35 protein-coding genes and 1 tRNA gene are annotated in these 25,682 nt (G+C 39.8%); 22 read left to right on the top strand and 14 right to left on the bottom strand.

Annotation, left to right across the window (positions count from 1 at the left end; genetic code table 11):
- Nucleotides 1-108 precede the first annotated feature (108 nt).
- The 5 genes from QU661_RS07890 to QU661_RS07870 all read left to right on the top strand — a co-directional run bounded on the left by QU661_RS07890 (nucleotide 109) and on the right by QU661_RS07870 (nucleotide 5,130).
- The gene (locus tag QU661_RS07890) at nucleotides 109-1,314 is read left to right on the top strand and encodes an MFS transporter (RefSeq protein WP_304989668.1); all 1,206 of its coding nucleotides are present in this window, start codon (nucleotides 109-111) and stop codon (nucleotides 1,312-1,314) included.
- A gap of 15 nt (nucleotides 1,315-1,329) precedes the next feature.
- Nucleotides 1,330-2,091, top strand: coding sequence for a type I 3-dehydroquinate dehydratase (gene aroD, locus QU661_RS07885; RefSeq protein WP_304989667.1), 762 nt, complete (start codon nucleotides 1,330-1,332; stop codon nucleotides 2,089-2,091).
- 98 nt (nucleotides 2,092-2,189) lie between these two features.
- On the top strand, nucleotides 2,190-2,771 hold the full coding sequence (locus QU661_RS07880) for a TRAP transporter small permease (protein WP_304989666.1): 582 nt from the start codon (nucleotides 2,190-2,192) through the stop codon (nucleotides 2,769-2,771).
- Nucleotides 2,772-4,061, top strand: coding sequence for a TRAP transporter large permease (locus tag QU661_RS07875; protein WP_304989665.1), 1,290 nt, complete (start codon nucleotides 2,772-2,774; stop codon nucleotides 4,059-4,061).
- Between the two features lie 10 nt (nucleotides 4,062-4,071).
- Nucleotides 4,072-5,130, top strand: coding sequence for a TRAP transporter substrate-binding protein (locus QU661_RS07870; protein ID WP_304989664.1), 1,059 nt, complete (start codon nucleotides 4,072-4,074; stop codon nucleotides 5,128-5,130).
- 44 nt (nucleotides 5,131-5,174) lie between these two features.
- Here QU661_RS07870 and QU661_RS07865 read toward each other — a convergent pair whose 3' ends face one another.
- From QU661_RS07865 to ansA, 3 genes are read right to left on the bottom strand one after another with little or no spacing between them, the layout of a single operon-like run.
- A complete protein-coding gene (locus QU661_RS07865; RefSeq protein ID WP_304989663.1) occupies nucleotides 5,175-6,290 on the bottom strand; it encodes an elongator complex protein 3 in 1,116 nt (371 codons plus the stop codon).
- A gap of 8 nt (nucleotides 6,291-6,298) precedes the next feature.
- Complete coding sequence (locus QU661_RS07860; RefSeq protein WP_304989662.1) at nucleotides 6,299-6,970, bottom strand: DUF6873 family GME fold protein; 672 nt, start codon at nucleotides 6,968-6,970, stop codon at nucleotides 6,299-6,301.
- A complete protein-coding gene (ansA, locus tag QU661_RS07855; RefSeq protein ID WP_304989661.1) occupies nucleotides 6,967-8,007 on the bottom strand; it encodes an asparaginase in 1,041 nt (346 codons plus the stop codon). The genes QU661_RS07860 and ansA overlap by 4 nt, the downstream gene beginning before the upstream one ends.
- Nucleotides 8,008-8,174: 167 nt before the next feature.
- Here ansA and QU661_RS07850 point away from each other — a divergent pair.
- A tRNA-Thr gene (locus QU661_RS07850) sits at nucleotides 8,175-8,249 on the top strand.
- A gap of 169 nt (nucleotides 8,250-8,418) precedes the next feature.
- Here the strand turns inward: QU661_RS07850 and QU661_RS07845 are convergent.
- Nucleotides 8,419-8,730 carry a DUF898 family protein gene (locus QU661_RS07845; RefSeq protein ID WP_304989660.1) on the bottom strand — a complete coding sequence of 104 codons (312 nt, stop codon included), beginning with the start codon at nucleotides 8,728-8,730 and terminating at the stop codon, nucleotides 8,419-8,421.
- Between the two features lie 248 nt (nucleotides 8,731-8,978).
- Here QU661_RS07845 and QU661_RS07840 point away from each other — a divergent pair, with 248 nt between their 5' ends.
- From QU661_RS07840 to QU661_RS07820, 5 genes are all read left to right on the top strand, one after another.
- Nucleotides 8,979-10,961 (top strand): MBL fold metallo-hydrolase, encoded by a 1,983-nt coding sequence (locus tag QU661_RS07840; protein WP_304989659.1) that lies wholly within the window; start codon nucleotides 8,979-8,981, stop codon nucleotides 10,959-10,961.
- A gap of 64 nt (nucleotides 10,962-11,025) precedes the next feature.
- The gene (locus tag QU661_RS07835; protein WP_304989658.1) at nucleotides 11,026-11,457 is read left to right on the top strand and encodes a GTP pyrophosphokinase; all 432 of its coding nucleotides are present in this window, start codon (nucleotides 11,026-11,028) and stop codon (nucleotides 11,455-11,457) included.
- 136 nt (nucleotides 11,458-11,593) lie between these two features.
- Nucleotides 11,594-12,655 (top strand): YedE family putative selenium transporter, encoded by a 1,062-nt coding sequence (gene yedE, locus QU661_RS07830; RefSeq protein ID WP_304989657.1) that lies wholly within the window; start codon nucleotides 11,594-11,596, stop codon nucleotides 12,653-12,655.
- A gap of 1 nt (nucleotide 12,656) precedes the next feature.
- Entirely contained in the window at nucleotides 12,657-12,860 is a 204-nt protein-coding gene (locus QU661_RS07825; protein ID WP_106057639.1) for a sulfurtransferase TusA family protein, read from the top strand.
- Nucleotides 12,860-13,105 (top strand): putative Se/S carrier protein, encoded by a 246-nt coding sequence (locus tag QU661_RS07820; RefSeq protein ID WP_304989656.1) that lies wholly within the window; start codon nucleotides 12,860-12,862, stop codon nucleotides 13,103-13,105. The genes QU661_RS07825 and QU661_RS07820 overlap by 1 nt, the downstream gene beginning before the upstream one ends.
- A 138-nt stretch (nucleotides 13,106-13,243) precedes the next feature.
- Here the strand turns inward: QU661_RS07820 and QU661_RS07815 are convergent, their stop codons facing one another.
- The 4 genes from QU661_RS07815 to QU661_RS07800 all read right to left on the bottom strand — a co-directional run bounded on the left by QU661_RS07815 (nucleotide 13,244) and on the right by QU661_RS07800 (nucleotide 17,019).
- Entirely contained in the window at nucleotides 13,244-14,482 is a 1,239-nt protein-coding gene (locus QU661_RS07815) for a DUF2812 domain-containing protein (protein WP_304989655.1), read from the bottom strand.
- 49 nt (nucleotides 14,483-14,531) lie between these two features.
- Complete coding sequence (locus QU661_RS07810; protein ID WP_304989654.1) at nucleotides 14,532-15,782, bottom strand: DUF2812 domain-containing protein; 1,251 nt, start codon at nucleotides 15,780-15,782, stop codon at nucleotides 14,532-14,534.
- Nucleotides 15,772-16,089 (bottom strand): PadR family transcriptional regulator, encoded by a 318-nt coding sequence (locus tag QU661_RS07805; RefSeq protein WP_304989653.1) that lies wholly within the window; start codon nucleotides 16,087-16,089, stop codon nucleotides 15,772-15,774. Before QU661_RS07805 ends, QU661_RS07810 begins: the two co-directional genes overlap by 11 nt.
- A 168-nt stretch (nucleotides 16,090-16,257) precedes the next feature.
- Entirely contained in the window at nucleotides 16,258-17,019 is a 762-nt protein-coding gene (locus QU661_RS07800) for a hypothetical protein (RefSeq protein WP_304989652.1), read from the bottom strand.
- A gap of 396 nt (nucleotides 17,020-17,415) precedes the next feature.
- Here QU661_RS07800 and QU661_RS07795 point away from each other — a divergent pair, with 396 nt between their 5' ends.
- Both QU661_RS07795 and QU661_RS07790 read left to right on the top strand, forming a co-directional pair.
- Nucleotides 17,416-17,679, top strand: coding sequence for a hypothetical protein (locus QU661_RS07795; RefSeq protein WP_304989651.1), 264 nt, complete (start codon nucleotides 17,416-17,418; stop codon nucleotides 17,677-17,679).
- Nucleotides 17,680-17,943: 264 nt separating this feature from the next.
- Nucleotides 17,944-18,420, top strand: a complete 477-nt coding sequence (locus tag QU661_RS07790) for a hypothetical protein (RefSeq protein WP_304989650.1) — start codon at nucleotides 17,944-17,946, stop codon at nucleotides 18,418-18,420.
- A gap of 164 nt (nucleotides 18,421-18,584) precedes the next feature.
- Here QU661_RS07790 and QU661_RS07785 read toward each other — a convergent pair whose 3' ends face one another.
- The 4 genes from QU661_RS07785 to QU661_RS07770 form a co-directional block, all read right to left on the bottom strand.
- On the bottom strand, nucleotides 18,585-19,607 hold the full coding sequence (locus QU661_RS07785; RefSeq protein ID WP_304989649.1) for a tyrosine-type recombinase/integrase: 1,023 nt from the start codon (nucleotides 19,605-19,607) through the stop codon (nucleotides 18,585-18,587).
- A 145-nt stretch (nucleotides 19,608-19,752) separates the two neighbouring features.
- A complete protein-coding gene (locus QU661_RS07780; protein ID WP_304989648.1) occupies nucleotides 19,753-21,237 on the bottom strand; it encodes an RNA-binding domain-containing protein in 1,485 nt (494 codons plus the stop codon).
- Between the two features lie 359 nt (nucleotides 21,238-21,596).
- A complete protein-coding gene (locus tag QU661_RS07775) occupies nucleotides 21,597-21,965 on the bottom strand; it encodes a hypothetical protein (protein ID WP_304989647.1) in 369 nt (122 codons plus the stop codon).
- A 97-nt stretch (nucleotides 21,966-22,062) separates the two neighbouring features.
- The gene (locus tag QU661_RS07770; RefSeq protein ID WP_304989646.1) at nucleotides 22,063-22,704 is read right to left on the bottom strand and encodes a helix-turn-helix domain-containing protein; all 642 of its coding nucleotides are present in this window, start codon (nucleotides 22,702-22,704) and stop codon (nucleotides 22,063-22,065) included.
- 169 nt (nucleotides 22,705-22,873) lie between these two features.
- Between QU661_RS07770 and QU661_RS07765 the strand changes: the two genes are divergently transcribed.
- Together QU661_RS07765 and QU661_RS07760 are read left to right on the top strand one after the other, a co-directional pair.
- Entirely contained in the window at nucleotides 22,874-23,086 is a 213-nt protein-coding gene (locus QU661_RS07765; protein WP_304989645.1) for a helix-turn-helix transcriptional regulator, read from the top strand.
- Nucleotides 23,087-23,121: 35 nt separating this feature from the next.
- Nucleotides 23,122-23,418: a hypothetical protein gene (locus QU661_RS07760; RefSeq protein ID WP_304989644.1), complete on the top strand. Its 297-nt coding sequence runs from the start codon at nucleotides 23,122-23,124 to the stop codon at nucleotides 23,416-23,418.
- Here the strand turns inward: QU661_RS07760 and QU661_RS07755 are convergent.
- Nucleotides 23,415-23,606, bottom strand: coding sequence for a hypothetical protein (locus tag QU661_RS07755; RefSeq protein WP_304989643.1), 192 nt, complete (start codon nucleotides 23,604-23,606; stop codon nucleotides 23,415-23,417). The genes QU661_RS07760 and QU661_RS07755 overlap by 4 nt on opposite strands.
- A gap of 83 nt (nucleotides 23,607-23,689) precedes the next feature.
- Between QU661_RS07755 and QU661_RS07750 the strand changes: the two genes are divergently transcribed.
- Nucleotides 23,690-23,884 carry a hypothetical protein gene (locus QU661_RS07750; protein WP_304989642.1) on the top strand — a complete coding sequence of 65 codons (195 nt, stop codon included), beginning with the start codon at nucleotides 23,690-23,692 and terminating at the stop codon, nucleotides 23,882-23,884.
- Here QU661_RS07750 and QU661_RS07745 read toward each other — a convergent pair.
- The gene (locus QU661_RS07745; protein ID WP_304989641.1) at nucleotides 23,868-24,245 is read right to left on the bottom strand and encodes a DUF2513 domain-containing protein; all 378 of its coding nucleotides are present in this window, start codon (nucleotides 24,243-24,245) and stop codon (nucleotides 23,868-23,870) included. The genes QU661_RS07750 and QU661_RS07745 overlap by 17 nt on opposite strands.
- 81 nt (nucleotides 24,246-24,326) lie before the next feature.
- Between QU661_RS07745 and QU661_RS07740 the strand changes: the two genes are divergently transcribed.
- The 6 genes from QU661_RS07740 to QU661_RS07715 are packed head-to-tail and all read left to right on the top strand — an operon-like array spanning nucleotide 24,327 to nucleotide 25,569.
- Entirely contained in the window at nucleotides 24,327-24,533 is a 207-nt protein-coding gene (locus tag QU661_RS07740; protein ID WP_106057623.1) for a hypothetical protein, read from the top strand.
- Nucleotides 24,533-24,676: a hypothetical protein gene (locus QU661_RS07735; protein WP_304989640.1), complete on the top strand. Its 144-nt coding sequence runs from the start codon at nucleotides 24,533-24,535 to the stop codon at nucleotides 24,674-24,676. The genes QU661_RS07740 and QU661_RS07735 overlap by 1 nt, the downstream gene beginning before the upstream one ends.
- A gap of 12 nt (nucleotides 24,677-24,688) precedes the next feature.
- Nucleotides 24,689-24,814 (top strand): hypothetical protein, encoded by a 126-nt coding sequence (locus QU661_RS07730; protein ID WP_304989639.1) that lies wholly within the window; start codon nucleotides 24,689-24,691, stop codon nucleotides 24,812-24,814.
- A complete protein-coding gene (locus QU661_RS07725) occupies nucleotides 24,804-25,013 on the top strand; it encodes a hypothetical protein (protein WP_304989638.1) in 210 nt (69 codons plus the stop codon). The genes QU661_RS07730 and QU661_RS07725 overlap by 11 nt, the downstream gene beginning before the upstream one ends.
- 13 nt (nucleotides 25,014-25,026) lie before the next feature.
- The gene (locus QU661_RS07720) at nucleotides 25,027-25,380 is read left to right on the top strand and encodes a hypothetical protein (RefSeq protein ID WP_304989637.1); all 354 of its coding nucleotides are present in this window, start codon (nucleotides 25,027-25,029) and stop codon (nucleotides 25,378-25,380) included.
- Nucleotides 25,381-25,425: 45 nt separating this feature from the next.
- Nucleotides 25,426-25,569, top strand: coding sequence for a hypothetical protein (locus QU661_RS07715; protein WP_304989636.1), 144 nt, complete (start codon nucleotides 25,426-25,428; stop codon nucleotides 25,567-25,569).
- The last annotated feature ends 113 nt before the right edge of the window (nucleotides 25,570-25,682 follow it).

Raw genomic sequence — 25,682 nt, 5'->3', positions numbered from 1 at the left:
AAATATTAGTTAAGTATTTAACATATAAAGTTAGGTGACGTTTATATATCTGTGATACATTTTAGAAATTTGAATTATTAAATCAACTTTGTGATGAGGAGAACACAAATGAACAAGAAGTATTTGCCAAGTGCATTAGTTATGTACTTAAACTATTTTTTACACGGTATAGGAGCTGCCATTTTAGGTCAAGCACTTATTAAAGACACACTTGCCGCTAGCTGGGGAGTCGAGGCTATGGCAATCACAGCTATTTCGGCGGCACTTGGACTAGGACGTCTTATTGCTTTACCATTCGCAGGACCGCTTTCAGATAAACTGGGAAGACGCGTTTCTTGCATCATAGGTGGACTTTCATACGCCATTTATCTTATCGGTCTAGCGGCAGCCTTCAATGCTGGATCTCATGGTGGATACCAGATAGCTTATATCTGTGCTATCGTCGGAGGTATAGCAAATTCATTCCTTGATACAGGAATTTATCCAGGTGTCGGGGAGATATTCTCAAAGAACCCAAGCGTTGCTACAATGGGAATTAAGTTCTTTATTTCTATCTCCCAGATGATGATTCCATTTATTTTAGGAATAACTGTTACTACAACAGCAGCAGGTATGAAGTCATATAATACACTATTCTATGTTGCAGGCGTTTGCTATATTATTCTTGCAGCACTGATATTATTCTTGCCACTTCCTGATGCAGATGCTAAAAAAGAGAAGAAGGAAGGACTTATTCAGAACATTAAAACTACTCACTTTTCAGTGGAGTCCATCGCTATGATTCTTATCGGATTTACTACAACAGGTACATTCCAGCTATGGCTGAATTGTGCGCAAAACTTTGCTAAAGAGGATGTAGGTTGGGAAGATCCATCAAAGATGCAGACATATTACTCACTGGGAACCTTCCTCGCACTGATTTTTACTGCTCTATTAACTAAGAAGATTAAAGATGTTCGTTTTATCTTTGTTTACCCAGTTATCTGTCTAGTGACTATGATTTCTGTATATCTTGTAAAATCTCAGACATTGTGTATCTTAGGTGCATTTATCATCGGTTGGGCAGGAGCCGGTGGATTGCTTCAGATTGCGACATCTGTATGCAACATGATTTTCCCTAAGATTAAGGGAACTGTTACCGCACTCGTTATGATAGCATCTTCTCTTTGCAATTACACATTGCTTACAGCTGCAGCAAAGATGAGTCCATCTGGCGTAATGATGATGAATATAGTGCTAACAGCAGTGGGTGTAATACTTGGACTATTCGTAAATATGCGCTATTCGAAGATGATAGAAATTAATAAGGAATAGAGGAGGCACAAGGCTATGAATACAGTGAAAGTTAGAAATGTTGAAATTGGTTCAGGCGTACCTAAGATTTGTGTACCTATCGTTGGTGTGACTAAAGAAGATATATTGGCAGAGGCAAAGAGCTTCGATAATATCCCGGTAGATGTAGTTGAATGGCGTGTCGATTGGTTTGAGAATGTATTTGATTTTAGCAAGGTAAAAGATACGCTCAAAGACCTAAGAGCAGTTCTCGGAGATACTCCATTGTTAATGACTTTCCGTACATCAAAGGAGGGTGGTGAAAAGTCTATTGAGATCGATGATTATGCAATGTTTAATATCAAGGTCGCAGAGACTGGATACGTTGATTTAATTGATGTGGAAGTATTCACTGGAGATGACGTCGTGAAGAAAATTATCGCCGGAGCTCACAATGCAGGGGTTAAGGTAATTGCTTCGAATCATGATTTCGACAAGACTCCAGATAAAGATGACATTATTTCAAGGCTTCGCAAAATGCAGGATTTAGGTGCAGATATTCTTAAGATAGCGGTGATGCCAACAAACAAGAAAGATGTCTTAACGCTCCTAGCTGCTACAGAGGAGATGTATAGTGATTATGCAGAACGTCCTATCATCACCATGTCTATGGCTGGAACTGGTGTTATTTCGAGACTTTGCGGTGAAGTATTTGGATCATCATTAACATTTGGCGCTGCTGGGAAAGCATCGGCTCCTGGACAGATGGGAGTAAACGATCTTAGCACCGTGCTCGCACTGTTGCATAACGCTTTATAAGTGATATATAATGCGTATGAGGCTGGATTCGATAGGGTCCAGTCTTTTCTTTTTTCCTTTACTATCCTGTAAATGCTTTACTTGAAAAGGGGAACGGTATGAAGAAATTGATTCATATTCTTGACGAAAGCCTTGAGGAGATTCTGTTAATTGGGCTTCTCATCGGGATGACATTAATTATGGGTATACAGGTAATATCGCGTTATATTCTAGGAATGTCTCTATCATGGTCTGAGGAAATAACACGCTACATGTTTATATGGAGTGGATTTCTTAGTGTTAGCTATTGTAGCAAGAAATGCTTATCTATCAAGATTGAGCAATTAGTATCTATTTTTCCTAGGCGCGGCAACGCAGTTATAAAGGTTGTGAATCATACCCTTGAGTTAATCTTCTTTATATATATGATTCCTGTTGCATACTCATATATGATGTCTGCAGCTCAGAGTGGACAGGTGTCTCCTGCCTGCTCGATTCCTATGTACTTTATACAAGCGGCTCCGTTCGTATCATTTGTTCTTGTGGCGTTTCGTATTGTGCAGCGCTGGATTATTGAATTTAAAATTACAATAGGAAAAGATGTTTATGATCCCGTGCATCCTGAACACTCTAGCACAGATGCTGTTATCAAGGCGAATGTAGAAAACCTTGATTCCACTAACGGGGGAGGTGAAGTATAAATGCCAATAGCTATGCTATTAATTATATTCGTTATACTTCTCATTATTGCCATACCAGTGGGTATCGCCCTTGGCATTACATCAGTCTTGCCGTCGCTTATAGACCCATCGTTCACAGTAGGTGCGAAATATATGGTGCGTGCTATGTTTGGTGGACTCGATTCCTTCCCTCTTCTTGCAGTACCTATGTTTGTATTGTCTGGAATCATAATGGCGAAAGGCGGAATATCTAAAAAACTCTTTGACATATTCGCATATTTTTTTGGAAATCGTACGGCCGGAATGCCTTGCGCGGTAATCGCTACATGTTTGTTCTACGGAGCTATTTCAGGTTCTGCACCAGCGACGGTAGCTGCTGTAGGTAGCATGACAATTCCTATACTTACAGAGCTTGGGTATGATCTTAAATTTACAACGGCCATCGTTGCAGTTGCGGGTGGTTTAGGAGTTATTATCCCGCCGAGCATTCCTTTTATAATGTATGGTATGGCATCAGGTGCATCGGTTAGTGAGCTCTTTATTGCTGGAATAATACCTGGACTGCTAATCGGAATCCTCTTAATGATTTATGCAGTTTATTATTGCCGTAAATATGGTGAGGATAAGGTTAGGATCCAGAAGGAAGTAAAAAAATTGCACAGCAGAAGCTTTAGGAAAGTATTTAAGGATAGCTTCTTTGCTATTTTGAGTCCAGTTATTATCCTTGGGTGTATATACTCTGGGATTGCATCACCTACAGAGGCTGCTGTAATCTCTGTGTTTTATGCCCTGATTATCAGTTTGTTAGTATATAAAAGCATCCAAATAAAGGATCTTAGAGACATATTTAAGGAAGCTATTCGAACCTTCACTCCTATACTCTTTATTCTTGCTGCTTCCACGGCTTTTTCGAGAGCTATAACGCTTATGCAGGTTCCTCAGTCGGTTAGTGAGATTATAAACTCAAATTTTCACAGCAAGATTATAATATTGCTTGTTATAAACGCCTTTCTGCTCATTGTTGGAATGGTAATGGATACAACGCCGGCGATACTAATTTTGACACCTATCTTGCTTCCTATAGCTACGAATATTGGCATGAGCCCTATCCAATTCGGAGTCATAATGGTCGTTAATCTTGCTATAGGATTTATCACACCACCTATAGGCGTCAATCTATTCATAGCAAGTTCCCTTACGGATGTCCCGGTTATGGATATTGCAAAAAAAGCTCTGCCTATGATTGGATATTTTCTCATAGCATTGCTACTAATCACTTTCATACCAGCTCTTTCGCTGGCTCTGCTATAGGAGGTATTGAATGAAAAATAAAAAAATTCTAGCCATAATATTATGGCTAATAACTTTGCTTATTCTTTCAAGCTGCTCTATAGAATCAAATGGTACAGATTATAGCAAGGTAAAAGCGAAAAAAATAGCTAAAGTTGTAAGTTCTGATAGTAAACAAAATTATGCATTGCCACTGGCTACTGCAAGTCCAAAGGATACAGTAACTCAGCTTTATGCAGAAAAATTTTCATCTGAAGTATATAGGTTAAGCGACGGGCGTATAAAAATCCAAGTTTATCCCAACTCAACATTAGGTGGAGATAGAGACCTTTTAGAAAGCTGTCGCGATGGGGATATCCCTTTTGTTGTGCAAAATACGGGACCACAAGTTGCATTTATGCCAAATCTTGCAGTGTTCGATTTGCCAGAAATTCACAATTCTATGAATGAATATAGGAAGACTTTGGAAAATGTAGAGTTCAGAAAAATCCTAAGTAAGACTTATAGAAACGGTGGGTATCATCTACTTGGGATGGCAGATCAGGGATTTCGCGTTATGAGCACAAATAAGAAGGTGCAGAGTATAAACGATTTCAAAGGTCAAAAAATAAGGACTATGGAAAACAGCTACCATCTAAAATTTTGGAAATGTATAGGTGCAAATCCGCTGCCAATGAGTTTTGCTGAGGTATATATAGGACTCCAGCAGCATACAATAGATGCACAGGAGAATCCTTATGAGGTTATCGTTTCCAACAAACTATATGAGCAGCAGAAATATATAATAGAGACTAACCATTTACCACATATGATTTCACTTATCATGAATGAAGATTTTTACAATTCACTGTCAACGAGAGACAAAAAGATTATGGACGAGGCAGCTGCTAATGCCACTATTTATGCTAGGAAGCAAGCTGATAAGCGTGTGCAGAAACAAATAAATACTATTAGAAGAAGCGGAACAGAAATCATTGAACTTGATGATGATACACGCGCAGAGATAAAATCAAGATCAAAATTGGTCTGGATGGAGATAAGGAAATACGTAGATAAAGAGATCTACGATACGTATACTAGCTCTAATTAAGATAATATGATTATAAAAGCAATGCCTTAAAGAGCAAGACATTGCTATATATCGCTGTTTATTCTGAACTGTGCAGCTTCCAAGCTGTCATCTACCCTGAACCTGATACTTAGTTCGGGGTATTTTTCTTCAAAATATTTCTTATTCTCGCAGCTGTTACCAACGGCATTTGAAAACCACTTAGGAGAAGAGAAAATATCTACTTTTACTCGAGTTATTCTCTGCTGATTTAAGACTTCGGTTTCTGAATTGCTATCTTGCAAAGGGTTAACCTTGAGCTCGCCTGACTTTTCGGTACATGTTCTGAGCTCGTCTACAATCCTATCAAGCTGCGGCTCGATTTTATCTCTCGCTATTCGCCCCTCAACGAGCTGCCTGAAAGCAGGGTGATACGTTCCGCCGTTTATCGATCCACCTTCACCGATAATATCAGTGCTCTTGAGCCCAACTCTCATAATCGTGATACCTGCATCATCGAGTATCTTATACATTGCCACCGTCCTTGTAACGGCTTCTTCTCTGCTTAGTGGCTGATATTCACCGCGCTCATACATTTTTAGTAGCTCTGTGTCATCAATAACTATGGTCGGGTATAACCTGGTTAGTGAAGGCTTTAGCTTAACAGTCTCTTTTGCTGAATAGATACACGTTTCAAGAGAATCTCCCGGAAGTCCAATCATCAGCTGGATTCCAAATTCAAATCCATACTCTTTAATCAGTGAGACAGCTTCGTATACAGCCGTGCTTGTATGTCCGCGAGTCGATCTACGAAGCACCTCATCGTCGAAAGACTGAACTCCGAGCTCAATCGTATCAACCAAGTATACCTTTAGATTGTCTAAAATCTCGCTGTCTATATAGTCAGGGCGCGTCGAAAGGTGAATCTTGTCGATGAGTCCTCTATCCTTATATCCCTTGGCAATAGCGAGGTATGAACTCTGTTCAGCGAGTTCGAGCCCTGTAAAGCTTCCACCATAAAAAGCAATTTCGACCGTCGGAACTTCTCCGAGCGTCGTGAGCCACGTGTCAATCGTATTTTTAACTTCATCTACAGTCGGGGCAGCCGTGCGAGCTGTGATTTTCCGCTGATTGCAGAAGACGCAGTCATTGGGACAGCCTCGGTGCGGTATAAATATTGGAATAATAGCGTGTTTTTTCATATATATCCTTATTCTGAATCTGTAACCGTAATTATTGAACCAATATCCTCGAGCTCGTACGAGTCAAACCACTTGCAACCAAGGCCTCGGGCCTCGATGAAAGAGGTAATTTTCTTAAGGTTTGGATGCGCCGAGAGGTCGCCGTTAAATATTATTTCATCATCCACGCGTCCACTCGCACCTCCGATAAATCCAGTATCGGCACCTCGCAGCTTCACGAAGCCTGGCTCGACTAGCAGCACGTTCATTCCTGCCATCTCACAAGGCTTTGCAATGCCTTTGTCATAAGTGATGATGGATTCTTCATCCACTATTATGGTGCTACACTTCGTATATCCCTGACGGACATCTACAAGCTTCAGTTCATCTCCGCAGCTCGCCATTGCAGCAGATAGGAGTTCTGAATCAGTTATATCCAGCTTGTGGATAAAAAACTTTCCCGTACATGTCGCATTGTATCTGCAGTCGTTTGGATAAACAGGACTTAGTTTATCAGAAACACCTTCATATATAGGAGATTCTGGCTTTGCACCTAGCTTGCACAGCAGCACATCTGGATGATTATCAACGAGACTCGACACCGTGCATAGTTCGGGAAATGTGCGGATAACATAACCTGAATTTTCAAAGTAAGAGCGGAGATCAGGGTGTGCCAATGATGAGAGATATGATAGCTTCATTGGTTAAGCTCTCCCCGCATGTCGGTTTCGATTAACCGGCTGATTTCGCTGTGCTCCAGACCTAGGCTGAAGAGGTAGTAGAGTTTAGCTACTGTCGCTTCAGTAGTCATATTTGAACCAGATACAGCACCTGCTTTTGCAAGCTCTGAACTCGTTTCGTATGCCCCAAGCCTGACTGTTCCCTGTGAGCACTGCGTGCAGACTACCACTGTAGTGCCATTTGCAATGGCGCGAGCGATGAGAGGTGGTAGCGCTTTGTCATAATTAGGTATGTTGCCAGTGCCAAATGTTTCTAGTACGAGAGCATCGAGTCCGCGCGTCACAATTGGTGCAAATAGCTCAAACTGGATTCCTGGAAATAGCTTTATAACACCAACCTTCGCAGGTTTAATCGACTGAACGAGGAGCTCTCCGCGAGACTTCGGCATCAAGCGAGGTTCATTATAATTGATGTCTATTCCGGCATTTGCAAGCGGCGGATAATTCGGCGAAGAAAATGCGATAAGCCCATCTGCTGAAACTTTCATGGCTCGGTTGCCACGTAATAGCTTGTGCCCAAAGTAGAGCGCTACCTCGTTCACCTTGCCAGAAGCAGCAACCAATATGGATGTAATGAGGTTATCCTTTCCGTCGCTTCGGAGCTCGCAAAGTGGAATTTGTGACCCGGTGAAAATCACAGGTTTATTAAGATTCTCAAGCATAAAAGAAAGCGCAGAAGTGCTGTACGCCATGGTATCTGTGCCGTGTAGCACGACAAATCCATCGTAATCGTCGTAGCGAGATGCGATTGATTCGGCAATCATATTCCACTGAACGTAAGTTATGTTGGATGAATCGAGAAGTGGCGTGAACTCAACGAGTTCATACTGCGGCATTCCATCAGAACGGAGGTCGTCGATGCGGTCTAGCTCATGCTGAAAGTGACCAGCCAATGGTGCGTAGCCAATATCTGTTCTAGACATGCCAATTGTGCCACCTGTGTATATGAGGCAGATTTTTTTATTTTCGATTTTCTGTGCTTGCTCTGTTACGGTCATAGGATACCTCGCAATTCGTATGTAATTGTAAATATTTAATATGTACACGACCATGATAATAGTGATATACGCGTATAATTGATTATATCATGCAGCGATTTGAATATGAAAATGCAACATTGATAAGTAATTGATTTTATTATATACTTTATGGGCAACTTCAATATGCTGCTGTGGCTCAATGGTAGAGCACTTCACTCGTAATGAAGTGGTTGCGAGTTCGATTCTCGCCAGCAGCTCCAAAAGTAAAAGCCTTGAAAACGCCTTTGTATTGGCGAATTCGAGGCTTTTTCATTTAAATAATTTTTTAAATTTGAATCTTCCTAGTGAGCCCTCGCAGCATAGATATTAAGTAAAATCGATCCAATAGAGAAGCTGACTAGTCCAGATACAGGAAATTAATAGCAAAATCTAATTCGCAAAATGTGTATGCATCGTCTTCCACTGTCTAAGCTTGATATTCACCCAGAACCCATAGATTCCCAACGTTACAATCGTAAGCAGAAGCCACTTTATCCAATTCCCGAATAGCTGCACAGCGGTGCCATCAAATTCTAGGCGCCTACCTTCTATTACCGTGTGCTTTATTTCCCAGTTGTAAATCATGCAGTACGCCCAAGGCAGACAAATGCCGAGGGTTGCAGTTGTAATAAGTATGCCAATAAGGCTATATCCAATAAGCTGAAATAACCCGCTATCAAAATATGATTCTTCGTGATTCATAGTTCTGCTCCTCCTCTAATTATAATAGTAATTTTGCATGAGTTGTAGATTATCATTTACGAGAGTCCATGTAAATAGGGTAGATAACATTTTTTATTCCTGCTAATCAATAGAAAATGATGAAAATATAGGATAACTAAATAGGGAACTATTTAACCTGATTAACCGATAAAATACTTGAAAATACAAAATCCTTAATATAGAATCATTCTGTTAAATGACACACGTTTTTTAAGTGAGAGGTTGAAATGGAAAGAAGGAGCTATAACTCTATACTGGCATTTATATGTAGCAGTCTCGTGTTGCTATTTTTTTTGGTCGTATTTTACCCAATTAATGTAAATGCAGACGATGAAAACCCAACGTGGGATGCGGAGAGCGATAAAGTATACTATCTATCGCTTCCGTCAACAGATGGTTCGCATAGTGATTGCACGCTTGTTCAAAGCAACGGTAAATTTGGTATGATCGATGCATCAAACCCTAGCGAATACGGACCATATGCTGCTCAGGGTGGTAATGGCAAGACCGTAGCGGAGTTTATGAGAAAACTAGGCGTTAAGCATATTGATTTCGCTGTTGCTACGCATGCGCATTCAGATCACATAGGTGGATTTATAGATTTGGTTGACGAGAAGAATTCCGATGGAAATCCATTCTTTGACTCAGATACAGTTTATATCCATAAGAAATATTTAAATTGGGCTCCTAAGTATGAAGATCCGACATGGAAGACCGCTGAATACTTTAAGGAAGTTTCAAGAAAACTAACCGAGGCAAAGGTTACTATGGTCGATATCACTTCCGACGATACGAGTGCGCTTTCTAAGTTGGATGCAACGATTACTAGGAAGGGAGATTATAGCGACAATATTAGCTTCAAGTTTGGAAACCTAGATATCGCGCTGTATAACCTAAGCAGCATTGTCAACAAAGAAGGTTATACGGAGAACGACAACTCCATAATCACGCAGATTACAAAAGGACTACATAATGCGGTAATACTCGGAGACGCATCTGCGATGATCGATTATAAATATGGAGAGGTTATTTATAAGAAGTCTGGCACGATAGATACTCTAAGAACTGGTCATCACGGAATCTCAAGTGCAAATGGTAAGCAGTTACTTGAATTCCTAGAACCTAAGAACTTTGTACTCTCATCAAATGGACCGCTTCGTCAACTGTCATATAAGCTATATGCAGACAAGCACAATACCCCAGCTTACAAAGCGATTGAAAATGTTGGTGCTATCGTAGAGGACTTTGATAAGTCATCCACAGATATGCAGACTTTTGCAGATGAATCTTGCAGAGCTTTAGTAAAGGCAAAGACATACCATCCTATTATCAGAGGATGGCAGATCTGGGGAGATGCTACCGCACCAAACGGATGGACTTACGCTTATATTAAAAATGATGGAAAATACGCTACCGGATGGCAATATATCGATGGAGCTTGGTATTGCTTCGACTCGGAAGGCTATAATTTAATGCTGCAGGACACTGTATATTACGACAAAGCGGCAAAAAAGAAATATGTATTAACGAGATCTGGAATCATGGGCACTGGCTGGGTTAAAGCCAAGGATAAGTGGTATTTCGCAGATTCGTCGGGTGCACTCAAGACAGGTTGGATAACGTACGGAAAAGACTGGTGCTTCATGGATAATGATGGTGCTATGCAGACAGGCTGGGTAGAAGACGGTGGTCACAGATATTTCCTTGATGCGAGTGGATTGATGAAAACTGGCTGGGTACAGGACAATGGCAAGTGGTATCTTCTAAATTCCAGCGGTGCAATGCAGAAGGGATGGCAGTACACTGGCGGTGCTTGGTACTACCTAGGTAGCGACGGAGTTATGCAGATTGGCTGGATTCAGGAAGGTGGCAATAGCTATTATCTAAGCTCCAGCGGTGCGATGAAGACCGGCTGGGTACAGGATAATGGCAAGTGGTTCTATCTGAATTCAAGCGGTGCAATGCAGAAGGGATGGCAGTACACTGGCGGTGCTTGGTACTATCTAGGTAACGACGGAGTTATGCAGACTGGCTGGATTCAGGAAGGTGGCAATAGCTATTACCTAAGCTCTAGCGGCGCGATGCACAAAGGATGGGTAAAGCATTATGGCGTATGGTATTACCTAGGACAAGACGGCGTAATGTATACCGGCACACATGTGATTGATAACACAACATATAATTTCGATACAACAGGGGCACTAGCATAGCAAGGCTAGTGCCTCTTGCTATAACAGTAAACCATACGATAGTTGTCAAAGGAGGTTTAGGAAAGTGGACCAGATTCAGCTAGCACAGCAGATATGCCAGGAAGCGCACTACGAACAATTCGATAAGGCGGGACAGCCGTACTATCTGCATCCATTCGCAGTCGCAGATATGTGTGAAACGGAAGAGGAAAAGGTAGTCGCTTACCTTCATGACGTACTCGAGGATAGCGAGTATGACGAGGTGTATTTGCGCATGTGCGGATTTAGCGATAAGGTTGTTGAAGCGGTGAAGACCCTTACGAAAGACCTAAGCGAAGACTACATGCAGTACATAGATAGGGTATCGAAAAATAAGCTCGCGACTTCCGTCAAGCTTGCCGACCTAAGTCATAATATGGATATCAGACGCATAGAGCATCCTGGTGCGGAAGATTATGCGAGAGTCGAGAAGTATAGGGCGGCGATGAAGAGGCTTTTGCAGGGAAGTTCTCATTAAATAGAAGTGCAAAATAAATTGCTATTGAAAATATTAATAATTACAGCTAAGTATTAAAATTACTGATTTTAATACAAAATCCTTGTTTGGTATACTCGTAATAATAAATCGATATTATTTAAACAAGGAGGATACAATGAAAAAAGAAAAAAGTACCCTTATGATTATTACTGGGCTCGTGGTCGGCGCGGCAGCAGTACTTCTCGTCAAGTATGGCAACCCTGCTAACATGGGCTTTTGTATTGCATGCTTCCTGAGAGATGCTGCAGGTGCTCTTAAGCTCCACAATGCTCCAGTTGTGCAGTACGTTCGTCCTGAGATAATTGGACTTATTATTGGTGCATTTATCATGTCCGTTTGCGGAAAAGAATTCAAAGTTCGTGGCGGTTCCTCACCGATGACAAGATTCGTGCTTTCATTCTTCGTCATGGTAGGAGCTCTAATGTTCCTCGGCTGCCCACTTAGAATGATTCTCAGAATCGCTGGTGGGGACTGGAATGCAATTATCGGTCTGATTGGATTCTTCTGCGGAATTATCGGCGGAATCGTATTTCTCAAGAAGGGCTTCACGCTTAAGAAGTCAGTTCCACTAGGACCAACAGAAGGCATAGCAATGCCAGCGATAACAGTAGTACTATTCGTTATCCTATGCGCATTCCCAGCACTTCTTGTATTCAGCAAACAGGGTCCTGGAGCTATGCACGCACCACTCGCAATTTCGCTAATCGCAGGGCTTGTTGTCGGTGTTCTAGCACAGCGCACTAGACTATGCATGGTTGGTGGACTTCGCGATGCAGTGTTATTCAAAGATTTCTATCTATTATCTGGATTTATTGCAATATTTGTCGCAGCTCTCATTGGAAACATAGCACTTGGCTTCTTTCACGCAGGGTTTGACAAGCAGCCAATCGCATTTAACGACTCTCTATGGAACTTCCTAGGAATGGTCCTCGTAGGACTGGGCTCTTGTCTACTCGGTGGTTGTCCACTTCGCCAGGTTGTGCTCTCAGGTGCTGGAAATGCAGACTCGGGCGTTGCAGTTCTCGGACTAATCGTTGGAGCAGCCTTCTGTCACAACTTTGCACTAGCATCGACACCAATGGGACCAACGCCAAATGGCAAGATTGCAGTTGTGTTCGGAATTATCGTTACTTTAATTATCGGTCTGATGAATATAAGAAAAGCTAAGGAGGCATAAAATGACTAAGGTAGATGCAAGAGGGTACTCGTGCCCTGAACCAGTAATTATGACTCAGAACGCTGTAAAGGCTGGAACACCTGTTGAAGTTCTCGTAGACAGCATGACACCAGTTAAGAACATATCTAGATATGCAGCGAACAACAAGCTATCTATGGAATACAGTGAAACGCCAGAAGGCGATTACCTGATTACTCTCAAGTAATGTTTATCGCAACTTTTCATACGCATTTTGGAGCACAGCAGTTTCACAAGCAACAGAAAAGCATAGATCAAACCGCAACACTGATGCCGGTGCCTAGAGCTCTTAGCGCAGCCTGCGGGATATGCGTTTCGTTCGAGGTGGATAATGTCGCAGAACTCGTAGCAAATCATCCTGAAGATATCGAGGGAATATATCTGAGTGAAGGCTCGAAGTTCAAGGTTCTGTTCGAGGCTCCAGAAGAATAGCGTGATATACGTGATATAAATAAGCAATTTAATCAGGAACTGAAATGACCAGCCGTATGGCTGGTTATTTGCTTATAGGCTTACTAATAAAACGATTAACAGGGTTTAGAACATGTATTCCTCAGATAATCTGAAAACCTACATCTTCTCTGCAAACAGTCCTACCTTCGACTTCAGGTCGATAGGACCGTAATATGAAACGCATACGTAGGTACTCCCTTTTCTTAGGAAGAGTAGCTGGTCACGTTTTGCAGTAGTATCATTTGCCATCTTCTCATCTACGATATATGCAGCGTAGTCGAGGCCCTTGTAATCGAAACGGTACTTGTCAATAGATTTGATAGACACTTTGTCACTAAACCCAGTGAGCTCGTCTTTTATATTATATTTCATGAATTCAGATGCGACTTTAGAAGACCTTGCTTTGTAAAGATTAACGCTGTAATAAAGTTCCCTTACAGTATCTTCATCATTCTTAGTATCTTTTTCTACCTCAAGCACCTCAGACACCATTCTAGGCATCAGTAGAGTTTTATCCTGATTGACATCAAAGGTTATCATATCGCCTTCGCCATCGTGGTAGTACTCGATTTTCTTATATACAGTCTTCCACGTATCAGGGTCAAATTCCGAGAAGCGCACAATCTCATTGCCCTTGTACTTAAGAGCCTGGGTGAAGTCGCCGGATGATGAGATATTCACTGTCCGAGTGATGCCAATGATGTTCCATAGGGTTAGGACGATTAAAGTTATAATAAACGTCGCATTGACATAATATTTCAATCTGAATCCCGAAGCCCCATAAAAATCCTTCTTTCTGTTCCTATTCAGTATGCTGATATAAGTGAACATATATTGAAACCAGAACAAAAGCGCCAACGGTAATCCAATAAAAGTCATCGCCAAAGTGGAAAGCGGTTGATCAGCACTGCTGTAGAGAAGTTCTGAAGGTGATATAGTGAATCCTTGCCAACTTGGGCTGATGCTAAAAAGTAATTCTGCAAAAAGAATTAGCATCCAAATAAAATTAGTAATCAAGCTCTTTCTATAGTACTTATGCTGACTCTGCACATCCGTAAATGGCTCTGGGGCATCCGGATCATCTGTGTAGAATATCATTACTGAACCAGAACCGTATATCAGATGCCAACCACAAGAAGCATATAAATCCAGTTCCTCCTGCGTCGTCTTGCTATGCTTGTATGGCAATATGCGATACCGCCTATCTCTTGGCTCGTCAACGGTGAATCTGCAAGTAAGTAGATTATCGTTAGCGAGCAGCAGACCTTTTCTTGCCTGATATTCAAGCCAGTTCTGCTTATAAAACATATCAACTATGCCAAAAGGGTCATATTTTAATTTCGTTTTCTTATCCATGACACACCTCGTGTTGAACATTTTGCGATAACAATGGAATACAATGTAGCTACATCTTCGATGCAAAGAGCCCAACCTTCGACTTCAGATCGACAGGACCGCTATATGTAACAACGACATATTTATTTCCCTTTCTGAGGAAAAGCATCTGTGTATCTAATGCATATGCAAATTCATCCGTTTTAGAAGCTCTGATATATGCCGCGTAATCTAGACCACTATATTTAAACTTCATATCTCGGATGCGTCTCTCTGATACGTCGAAATTCATTCCTTCCAGCTGATTTTCTATATTAGATGACATAAAGCGTGCAGCAATTTTAGACGACTTAGCCTTGTATAGCTGAACATGATAGTTAAGCCCTGCCACTGGTGGATTACCCTTATCTGTTTTAGAAGAGACAGATAGGTCTTCCGAGGACATCTTTGTCATCATGACATTACGGTCGTAACTTGTCTCGTATGTTATGTCAGGATTATCGATATTGTTATTACCATTTCTTACTATCATATTCGAATGGACCTCATCCCAAGCGGATGGGTCAAATTCGGAAAACCTTACAAGCTCAGCATCCTTATATGCCAAAGCTTCTTTGAAGCTGCTTGTCATGACTCTCTTATCTGGCACGAAGATCACATATATAAAGAGACCCACCATCAGCACGATAATCGCATTAGTTAAAATCATATTTACATAACGTCTGGACTTAAAGCCGTAAGTCCTTTTAAAAGTTTCTCTTTTCAGTTGCCATATTAACCTAACGTATTTAAAGATAATCCCTAGATAGAACAACACTAATAATGGACATATCACTAAATATAGGCATATGAGTGGAGATGGCTGATCAGCTAACTGATAATAAAAGTCAACTGGATTTAAGATAAAGCTATACGTGTTGGGTCTTAGAATCCACAGTATGTAAATCGCAGTAACTATAGATGTAATGAGTGTAGAGAACAATCGCTTAACATAATACTTCTTCTCCGTAACTACATCTGTAAAAGGCTCGGGCGCATTCTGATCGTCTGTATAGAACACAGTCGATGCATGCGTTCCTCGCACACATGTCCATCCGCAGGACTCATATATATCCAGCTCTTCCTGTTCAATCTTCTTTCTTTTCTCTGGCAGAATTCGGTATCTTCTTTCAGTTGGCTCGCCATATGCAAAGTCGTATATAAAGTAGCCAGTATATGTGAGAAGGAGCCCTCTCCTAGCCAGATCCTCAAGCCAATTCTGTTCCTGATATATGTCGGAAAGACCAAAATAACAAATCTTCTGTTTAATCCTATCGCTCATAACTGCACCTCCGTGCATCACTAAGGCATGCTTCTAATCTACAGATTTCATCCTGATATAACTGTTCTCCGCGCTCTGTAATGCTGTAAGAAATTCTCCTGCCATCTGGGGGCAGCTTACGTATTAATTCCTCTGCCTGAAAAAGTGAGAGGAGTGAGTACAGAGTCCCTGGTCCGAGCTTGACCCTTCCGTCCGTGAGATCATTTACATAACTCGATATCTCCGTCCCGCACATATCAGAGCGGTGGAAACAAAGCAGTATGTAGAACATCGGCTCGGTTAATGGTTCCAATGATTTTTTTGCCATGTATAGCACCACCCATTGATCAAATTTGCTGTAAGCTTTTCTAATATCGTTAATCGATATTTCTAGCTAAAATATAATATCGTATTACGATATTGTCAATGAGATTTATGCAAAATAATAGCATGTACTTTTTTAGTACATGCTGGTCATCTATATAAGTGACTTTAACTATCTCTGTTGCCCGATTTCCGAAGCAAAACATAGAGCTATATCGCTGGCTATATCTTCAGACTGCTTTAGATAGCCGAGATTTTCCTGCTTGAATTTAGAATATGTCCAGCCTGATGCGCGAAATACTTTTCCGTACGCAGTCCAGACAGCGAGAGTTGTAGCTCTCATGAGGAGCCGTCTTTGAAGCTTAAGACATCTGCCTTGCTTAAAATGGCCTAGTGTATAAGATTGAAAAATCACGTGAGGAAGCTCATCGTGAAGCATCTGAGCGCAAATTCTCTTTAGCGCCGGTGAGTTCGTAGCATCACTGAGAGCTGAGTAATAAGAGAGGGCTATAATCTCTGCCGTTACGAGAGTTACGACCTCAGGGCGGATATCGCTGCGTCTACGGAGGCGGCGAAATGTCTTATCGAGGAAATTGCTCTTACGGAGCGGAAGCTCGTAATAGCGCATAAATTCGCCTAGGTATGAGGAGTGGAAATTCTCCTCTCTTATAAATAGTTTCATGACCTCGGGATATGTAGGTTCATTAAACTTGCGAGCGAACCCCTCTGCCGCCTTGAGCAGATGAATCCCATCGCTATGCTCACCGATTTGAAACGCAGAAACAGAAGGCAGTATCAGTGCCTTGATATCGGCAGGTAGATTGGTCTCATTCGAGAAATCTATCTGCAGCCTGTGCTTATCATTTTCTCGTAAAAACTCCATCCACTCGTCGTAGCTGTATTTTACCGATGTATCATTTCTGAGTTCGATCATGTGGCCTCGCTTGTCTCGATTTACTTAATAATTCTTGTGTGAAATATTACAATTGTAAATTTCATAGTGTACCGTATAAATATTATATTCAATACTTGTATTTTTTGTGTGTAAATGTTAATTGTAAGTTAGATAATTTAATTTCAAACATATATATAATACTTTTGGAGGTACTTATGAAGATGTTAATTAATCTAGTAACGAGTATATGCCTTATTACATTAATAGCGCTATTTGAATATAATAAGATTAATTTAATAATATTTGTTGTTCTTTCAATCTTATGCTTGATATTAAACTTTTCACTAAAAAAAATGAAAAATACAGACATGTGAGATATAGAGCTGGAATGCGTTTGGTTAGATATTCATACGAAATAGGAGGTGTTTCACGAAAATGAGGTTTATGAAAAAAATGAGTAATTTATATAAAAATATAATATATATCTATGAAGCTGTTTTCTTTATGGCTTATGGAATATATACCATGTTTGATGTATCCCCATTACATTCTGCTATTAAAACTGGATCGGCAATATCCATTATATTAGTCTTAATATATACATATAAAATGCTCGAGAAAGAAAAGAAAGATGCTAACATGACGGTTATGTTTCTATCGTTAAATTTTATGATTATTGTAGGGTTAGGTATTCATTAAAGTTGCATATCCTATCGTTATAGAAGTAACATTGTATATAAATAAAGCTGTGTTATATTGTTAATAACCAAGAAATGATATTAAGCGTCATGTATACACGCAAAAGAAAAACCAGGAGTGCCAGCTCCTGATATGTTCGTTATTATAACAGAAGCAATTAATAACTGAAAATCCGGCACTATTATACTGAAAAATAGCCTTTTTAGTATTCTCTCATATGTTATCATAGTGACAGATTAAGTCTCAAAAAATTAGGTGATATAGATGCTTACAAAGAAACAGTTTCAAACAAAATATAACTTAACGAAGAGAGAAGTAGACGGTATCTGCGAATACTACGGGATAAAGAAGGATAAAAGGCAGTTTCAAATTCCTGACGATACCGAACCTGTTTACATACCCGATAAGAGGTTTGTAAATAAGGAGTTGCGTTTATACTTGTTCGTTTCCGACGCAATTCAGAGGAAGGTAAAGCTGGTACCAGAGTTATTCTACTCGACGGACGATGAAGTGCGAACTGTAGTGAGGGTTATGCGTGATAAAGGGCTTCTCGTCAGAATTGAAGGTAGACCAGAAGATAGTTTAGAGTATCAAGATTATATTCTTGGGCCTGAATTTGCGGACTGGAAGAGAAATGCCACGGATAATTTCAAGCTGGTTAAGGAAATCCTGGGAATCGCAGTTGAGTCTAGCTCGAAGGGAGCTACGTCTGCGGTGCTTGAGCACTATACTAGTATGTAAAAGAATTTTGACAAACAAAAACACCGCAACTCGTTAGAATTGCGGTGTTTTTAAATGGTGTCCCGAAGAGGATTCGAACCTCCGACACCCGCTTTAGGAGTACAGCTTAATAATCAGTAATTTCAATGGCTGTAGCACCTATTATCGCAGAGAGTAACACGGTATCACATTAACGCTGCTGCCTGGTTTATAATTTCAAAATCAACGTGAGTATATATATTGGCTGTCATTTGAATGTCAGCATGCCCCATCAGATATTGAGCTGTTCTAATATCCACGCCTCGCTTTTGTAGATTCGTGCAAAACGTGTGGCGCAACGAATATGCAGAAATATCTGTAGCTAGTGGGTATGGTGGAAGCAACTGATTTCTATATATCTTACATCCCATATCAATATTCATTAACCTGCAGAGGTGTGCCCATACTCGCCTTTTGTTATCTTTATTCAAAGCTTTTCCATATCTATTTTTACAGAGTAGCTCAAAAGGACTAGCTGAAGAGGGAATAAATCTTGCAAGTCCATCTACAATAGGAACGTATCTATCTGCAGCCTTTGTCTTGGTGCCTCTTATATGCAAGTATCTGACATCCTCACGCATTACTATATCTCTGAATTCAACTGATGAAGCTTCAGATGGTCGGCATCCAGCATAGTACATTAACGCAAAATAAAGAGGCTCATAATGGTTGTCTAGCACATTTAAAAAATGCTTCTCTTCCGAAACTGTAAATGATCGTCTAGGATTATAGTATCCAGTTGGTTTTGCGAGGTGCTCCGTTGGGTCACTGCTAATAAATTTATTGATTTTCGCATACTTAAATATAAAACGTAACATTTGATAGGTATCATTTATAGTGGCCTTAGACTTATCAGCCTTTAGATTTAATACCTGCTGACACACGATAGGCGATACATCTTTGAGTAGCATAGATCCAATCTCCTTGAGGACATATGACTGCATTTTCTGTAGATACTTCTCACGAGTGATAGAGCTTTGCCGTACCTTATATGTCTCAACACACTCAATCGCCCATGATGATACTGTTCGTTTTGCAGGATTAACCAATTCATCATTCTCAAGAGCTTGACGTTTTAATACAAGTTTTTCAATCGCTTCTCGCTCAGTCTTTCCATACACACAATACCGTTTACCATTATATGTGAATGACCTACGAATATAATCCATATCAGCCTCCTTGATTTAGGCACAAAAAGTACCCTGCTTGTAATAACAAGGCATCGCTGATATACTCATGTTGGAACTTTGTGTATCAAGCGATGCCAATTTCTATAACCGTGCCTGTTGCCGCAGGTGCGGTCATTTTTTCTTATTAGAATGAAGATAGAAATATTCTAGCGGATGTAAGCCATTCATCACTTCCCAGCACAACTCGATATCTAGTAGACTTTCCATTTCCAATCTTTTCTATTTTTCCGTCGTTTACTAGTTTTGCTAATATATTTCTTACCTTGTATTCAGTGAATCCCAAATTAGATTGTAATTCTTTAGTAGAAACTTGCACTCTGGATTTAACTATATATGAAAAAACAGCTTTTTCATCATTAGAAAGTTCAGGATATGAATCAACTAAATCTATATACCAAATTGTTAACTCTGTATAATCTATGCATGTTTTTAACTCTGGCATACGAAAAGAATGCCTCGTTGTAGTTTCATATATTTGAGGTCCCCCGCCCCCTTGTCTTTCTGAAGCACCTATATATCTAAAGAAGGTCATTATAAGTTCGTTTCGTGGTATTGATTGACCACCTCTAAAAAATTGTCCTTTAGTTATAAGCATCTGCCCGGGGTTTGTGAAAGTAATCCAACCGTTATGCATAACGATTTTTATTGACGGTGATGCAAGTTCATAGTCTGCATGTGCTAGACAATTAGTAAATGCTTCACGAACTACTGTATCAAAGTCAGCAGTGGTTGTTCTAACTTGATTTTCATCTAAATCGAAAGCTTGATTTAGTTGATTCTTCATTTTTGCTGAGACGGACATAAAAAAATTATATATATTCATCTCAATTTCTGAAAGTTCGTCGGTAGCAACTCTATCTATCCATCTGCTTTCTGAACTTGACCTATTCTGAAAATCCAGGAAGTAGTTTGGGAAAAACTTTCGTATAGATTGGTATTTACCTAGGAATAAAAGAGTACCTTTTTTAATACGTGAAACATTTGAATCATCTTTTGTTATAGCTCCAATCCTCAATAAAAAATGCTCTTGAGACATCTCGGGATCAATGATGTGCGGATTCCTAGAAGTAACTGTTTCTTTGAACAAAGCAATAGTAACAGGATCAAGATCACTAAGTTTTGCATCAAGCAGAATATCACTGCTAGAATTTGGAGTTGCATTTCTAATGAAGGCACGCAGTTGCGCATCTGTAATTTTGCGATCCCCATCACCTGATCTTATGTAAGCGTTGGAATAATTTCCATTGAGAAACACAGGTTTGTGCAGGTAACTCACTTCAGGGATGTCAATCATTAATATAGATTTGTCACCTTGTGTAAATACGCGAATCGAATCATTAGACAATGCATTAAAACTAACTTTTTGTTGGTTTGATAGTTGATCCCATAAGACCTTCATAATCTTATCAGGATTAATTACTCCCACAATTTCGTTGTACGGTTGTGATTCCTTTACTCCTAAAAAAATAACTCCACCATCTGTGTTACAAAAAGCTGAATACGAAGGCCAAAACTCTTTGGGTAACTCTTTATGTGCTGCTTTTAGCTCTACCGTTGAACTTTCTCGTAGTTCTTTCAACAAATCAAACATAGTCAAATCTGTTTTCATTTTTACTCCTTTCAAATCACGAGCAAATCACGAGTATAAAAAAACAATGGATCCATTGGAATTCAGGCATTTAGCTAATGAATCGCAATATCAAATTGACAAAATCACGAGCAAATCACGAGCAAATCAACCTTGCCATTATAAACTAAACCGTTGTTAAATGCGACAACAGTATAATCAATCTATACTACCTAGCATGATAAGTACCAATACACTCACCAACAATTAATGATTATTACATCAAGACAATTGAAAAAAATAGTTATTGTTGATATACTTACCCCGAACATTGAATCTCGCAATAATGCTGAGATATAGCCGTTACTGTTGGCGCAGGGCGGCTATTTTTATTAAAAAGACTATTTGTCTTCTTCAGTGATATTCTTTGATTTAATGATTGCAACAACAGCAAGTATTGCACAGATTAAGCACCAACCAGCCCAGATTTTTAGATCCTCATAACTGCCTGCCATTGTAAAACCAACAATTGCAGCTAAACCATACATGATAATTAATGCAATGTGAGCACCCTTTTTAACGCTTTTTCTAACTACAATTGCTGTGATGCCGGCAGCAATTAAGAGAATTGCTACTAAAAATCCAGCACTTCCACTTGCTTCTCCGTTCTCAGAAAGAGAGTTGCCTAAACCAACAGCCATTGATTGGAATAATACAAATGCAGCTAAAACAATTGACAAGATTCCAGATATCAGCTTCCATGTTTTCATAATAGTTCCTCCTATTAAATAATAATAAATATATCTGCAATCACTCCTAAGATGTACAGAGTGGTATTGCCATAGCATGAGCCATTAACTCTATAATTTATCGAGCATGATAGGTGCCTATACACTCACCAACAATAACTACATCATCTGCATCAACAAATTCAGCTGTATAATCTGAGTTACATGGTTGGAGCATCATCTTATTATCCACCTTGTATAGTTTCTTTAAAGAAGCGGACTCTTCAGCACCATAGCATACTGCGTATATCTCGCCATCTACAAAATCAAAATCTTTCCTCAGGAAAGCAACATCACCATCATAGATACCAGCATCGACCATAGAGTCACCTTTAACTCGTAGACAGTAATCAGCCTTGATAGATCTATCCACTAAGAAATAACCCTCGAAATTCTCCTCGCAGTGAATACCATTCCCGGCACAAATAGTACCTAGGATAGGAATTTGTCGACCAGCTGGCACCATGATGTTTGATGGAAGAGGACGCTCTTGAGTAAATGGCTTTTCGTAACTTTGAACTCCCGCTAGTCCGACAGGTTGGTTTTCGTCAACCATAGTTAGAAGCTCATCTAAAGAAATATTCATTGCATTAGAGACTTTATAGAATGTCTCTAATGACGGAACTATCGACTCACCAGTCTTTGGATTTACATTCCTCTCAAGCTGATTAATATAGGCAGTTGATAATTTAGCTAACTTTGCAAATTCAACTAAAGACATTTTATTGTGTGTCATCCTAAAATTGTAAATTACATCTCCTAAGTGCATAATAGTTTCCCTTTCTCCTTGTATAGCTAACTATACAAAAGAAAAAAAGTACAGTCAACTATAAAAAGGGGTTGACACAAAAATTATAGTCGACTATAATTTCAGACAAAGGAGGTACAACATGGATTTTACAAACCTAAAAGAAATCAGAAAAGCAAAAGGGCTTAATCAAGAGGAATTATCCAGAGAATCAGGGGTTGGCAGAATCACAATTAGTCGACTAGAAAGTGGAGCACTCAAGGAATCGAGCGTGAGCACCTTGATGAAAATTGCAAAAGCTTTGGATTGCAATGTAGAAGATATAACTGGTTCTTTCGATGAACAAAAAATATAGTCAACTATAAAACGGCGATGAAGAGGGAGGAAGAAATGACAAAAGGAACAATGATAACACTGAGCGGATTACGTAGCCAGGAAGATGCAAAGCGAATAGTTATAGTGGTAAACGGAGAAAAAGAATTTAAAACCTTAAAGGCTGATTCAGAAAAGGACTCTGAAAAAGAAGAGAAATCTTTTTCACACTACTTGCGAAAAGAAGCACGAATTATAACTGAGGTGCAAGAACTGCTGGCTAATGAAATAAAGGCTCGACTGTCATCAGATGTATGCACAAGAGAAATTGTGCAACTGGTCGAGCCTCTAGCCAAATTGAGAATTAAAGGCTAATAAGAGACATTCTGATTTTCAGAAATATCACCCTTGTTAGCCTTAACAACAGCATCGTGAATTGCTGTAAACATTTCGCTGATAAACACACCGGCATCTCTATCGGCAAGTACGGATGGTGAATTAGATAGCGCTGCAACAGTGATATCTTTAGCAATTTGCAAAGTTAGTTCATAATCACAAGCCATTTTAAACAATCTCCTTTCTGAAAAACTCGGCTGCTCCAACAGCCTGTAGAGGGAGTATATCACAAGGAGGCACACAAAGAGACATGCAAATAGTAACAGTAATAGCAATAGTATCCATAGCATTAAACATAGCGTTACTGATATGGGGAATGGTGCAGAAAATTGGACTTCATGCACTTGTACAGTTCATGAAAGATAAACAGATTGAAGTTGAACATAACGAAGTGCATAAAGCCACAGAAAAGGTGTTAAAAAAGATAGTTAAAAAAGAGAGTTAACATGATTACTTATAACATTAGCTGCCACAGCAAGGATAACATCTACTGATAAAGAGCCGACGGAGTTTGCCTTTTGTTTAATCTTTTCCCAAAGTGATGGGTCGCGGATGTTTTCAAGAAATTGGTGACCATTGTAAGTGATCTCGCGAATATCGTTTACAAAAGTTCCGCCGGGATAGGGGGTTTTAAAGATGTTCAAAAGATTAGCTTCATTCAATTTTAAACAAGTGTACGTTATTTCATCTTTTGAATAACCAGGGAGCAGTGGGAGCAAATCGCTCATAGGTAAAGAGCCATTTAATGGAAGGTTCTCTTCGGCTACAAGAAGAACATCTCTCATACAATCAAGGTTTAAACGCATAAAAATCTCCTTTCGAAAACAAAAAACTATCTATATAGGAGATTATACATCGCAAACAAGAGAAAGTTGAAGATAAAAGAAATGGATAAACAAGTAATAGTACGAGACATAAAAAGGGAAGTTGGGAACTGGCCATGCCAGTCTGACATAGCTAGGTATCTAGGAAAATCTAGAGACTACGTAATGACTCTGATGGAGGGGTGCGAATACATCACCGACGGAAAGAAAAAGCAATATCTTGCAGCGGATGTAGCAGAGCGACTGATGAGTAAAAGGAGGAGCAACTAATGAAAAACACTATAGAAGCAATCAAGTTTATATTTTCTAACGAAGATGGAGACTTTGAACCAATCGCAGTAGTTGGCACAATCGCAGCTACACTATTCATCCCAATGCTATGGATATTCCTATATGCACTGGGATGCGAGTAAGGGGGTAAACATATGTTAGTTAGAACATTCATTATTGGAATGGTGATAGTAGGTATCACGCTAGTAATCACAGAGTTACACCGATACATGGTGTACAGCGAGGAGTTAGAAAAGGAGCAGTCAAGCGATGGAAGATAAGAAAAAGATATGTGAAATGCTCTTGCCAGTATTACAAGAAACTAGAGGGTTTAAAGATTTAATCTCATTGGATTACAGGCAAGAAGGAGCACATGAAATTGTAACCGCAACATATAGTGATGACTATCAGAAGACAGCCAACGTTACCGCCGATTCAGAGACGGCAATGATTATAGATGTTATCAAACAATGCATGTAGAGAGGAGTACAACATGGAAGGATTATGCAAAAACTGCGGACAGATGCATCTAGTATCTGCAGAGACTCAGGAAGAGGCGGATAGAATCGCTAGTGAATCGTGCGATTGTGAGAATGAGGCAAAATGGCATCGCATGATGGAAGAAAATGTTGAGATGCTATGCGGAGAGCAGTCGAGGAATCTAAATTTCATGCCGTTAGATGATACAAGTCTTAGGTATGTGAAAACAACATGCGAACTGATCCACGCAGGATTTATCAGTAATGCAAAATTCAGCGCTGCCAATAGTGAAATCAAAATCAATGGTGTATTAGGTAAGGTCGATATCAAGCGCACAAAGAAGCAGACAAACCAGATGACAATCTAGGAGGCAGATATGGATGTTGATAGAAGAAAGTGATATTTCGGAGATATGCTCTCTGAAGAACAGCTCACAAGGACGGAACTTCCAGAGATTGAAGATGCAATAGTAGAAGAACTAGCACTCCCTATAGTTAACTGCAAAGAGTCAGCGATTCAGGATGCTGATGCATGGGGAAGAGTTAAGTTTGAGTAGGAGGCGAAAATGTTAAAGATTTCATGGTGGCTGATGGTTTTGGTGCTAGTGATAGGTGTAATAGCCTTACATGAATACGCTGAAAAAAGGTATAAAAATGCCAACTTGCTATT

Source organism: Mogibacterium neglectum, assembly GCF_030644205.1.
Taxonomy (GTDB): domain Bacteria; phylum Bacillota; class Clostridia; order Peptostreptococcales; family Anaerovoracaceae; genus Mogibacterium; species Mogibacterium neglectum.
The sequence above is the reverse complement of the archived record's forward strand: the minus strand, read 5'-3'. Positions and strand labels throughout refer to the sequence as shown.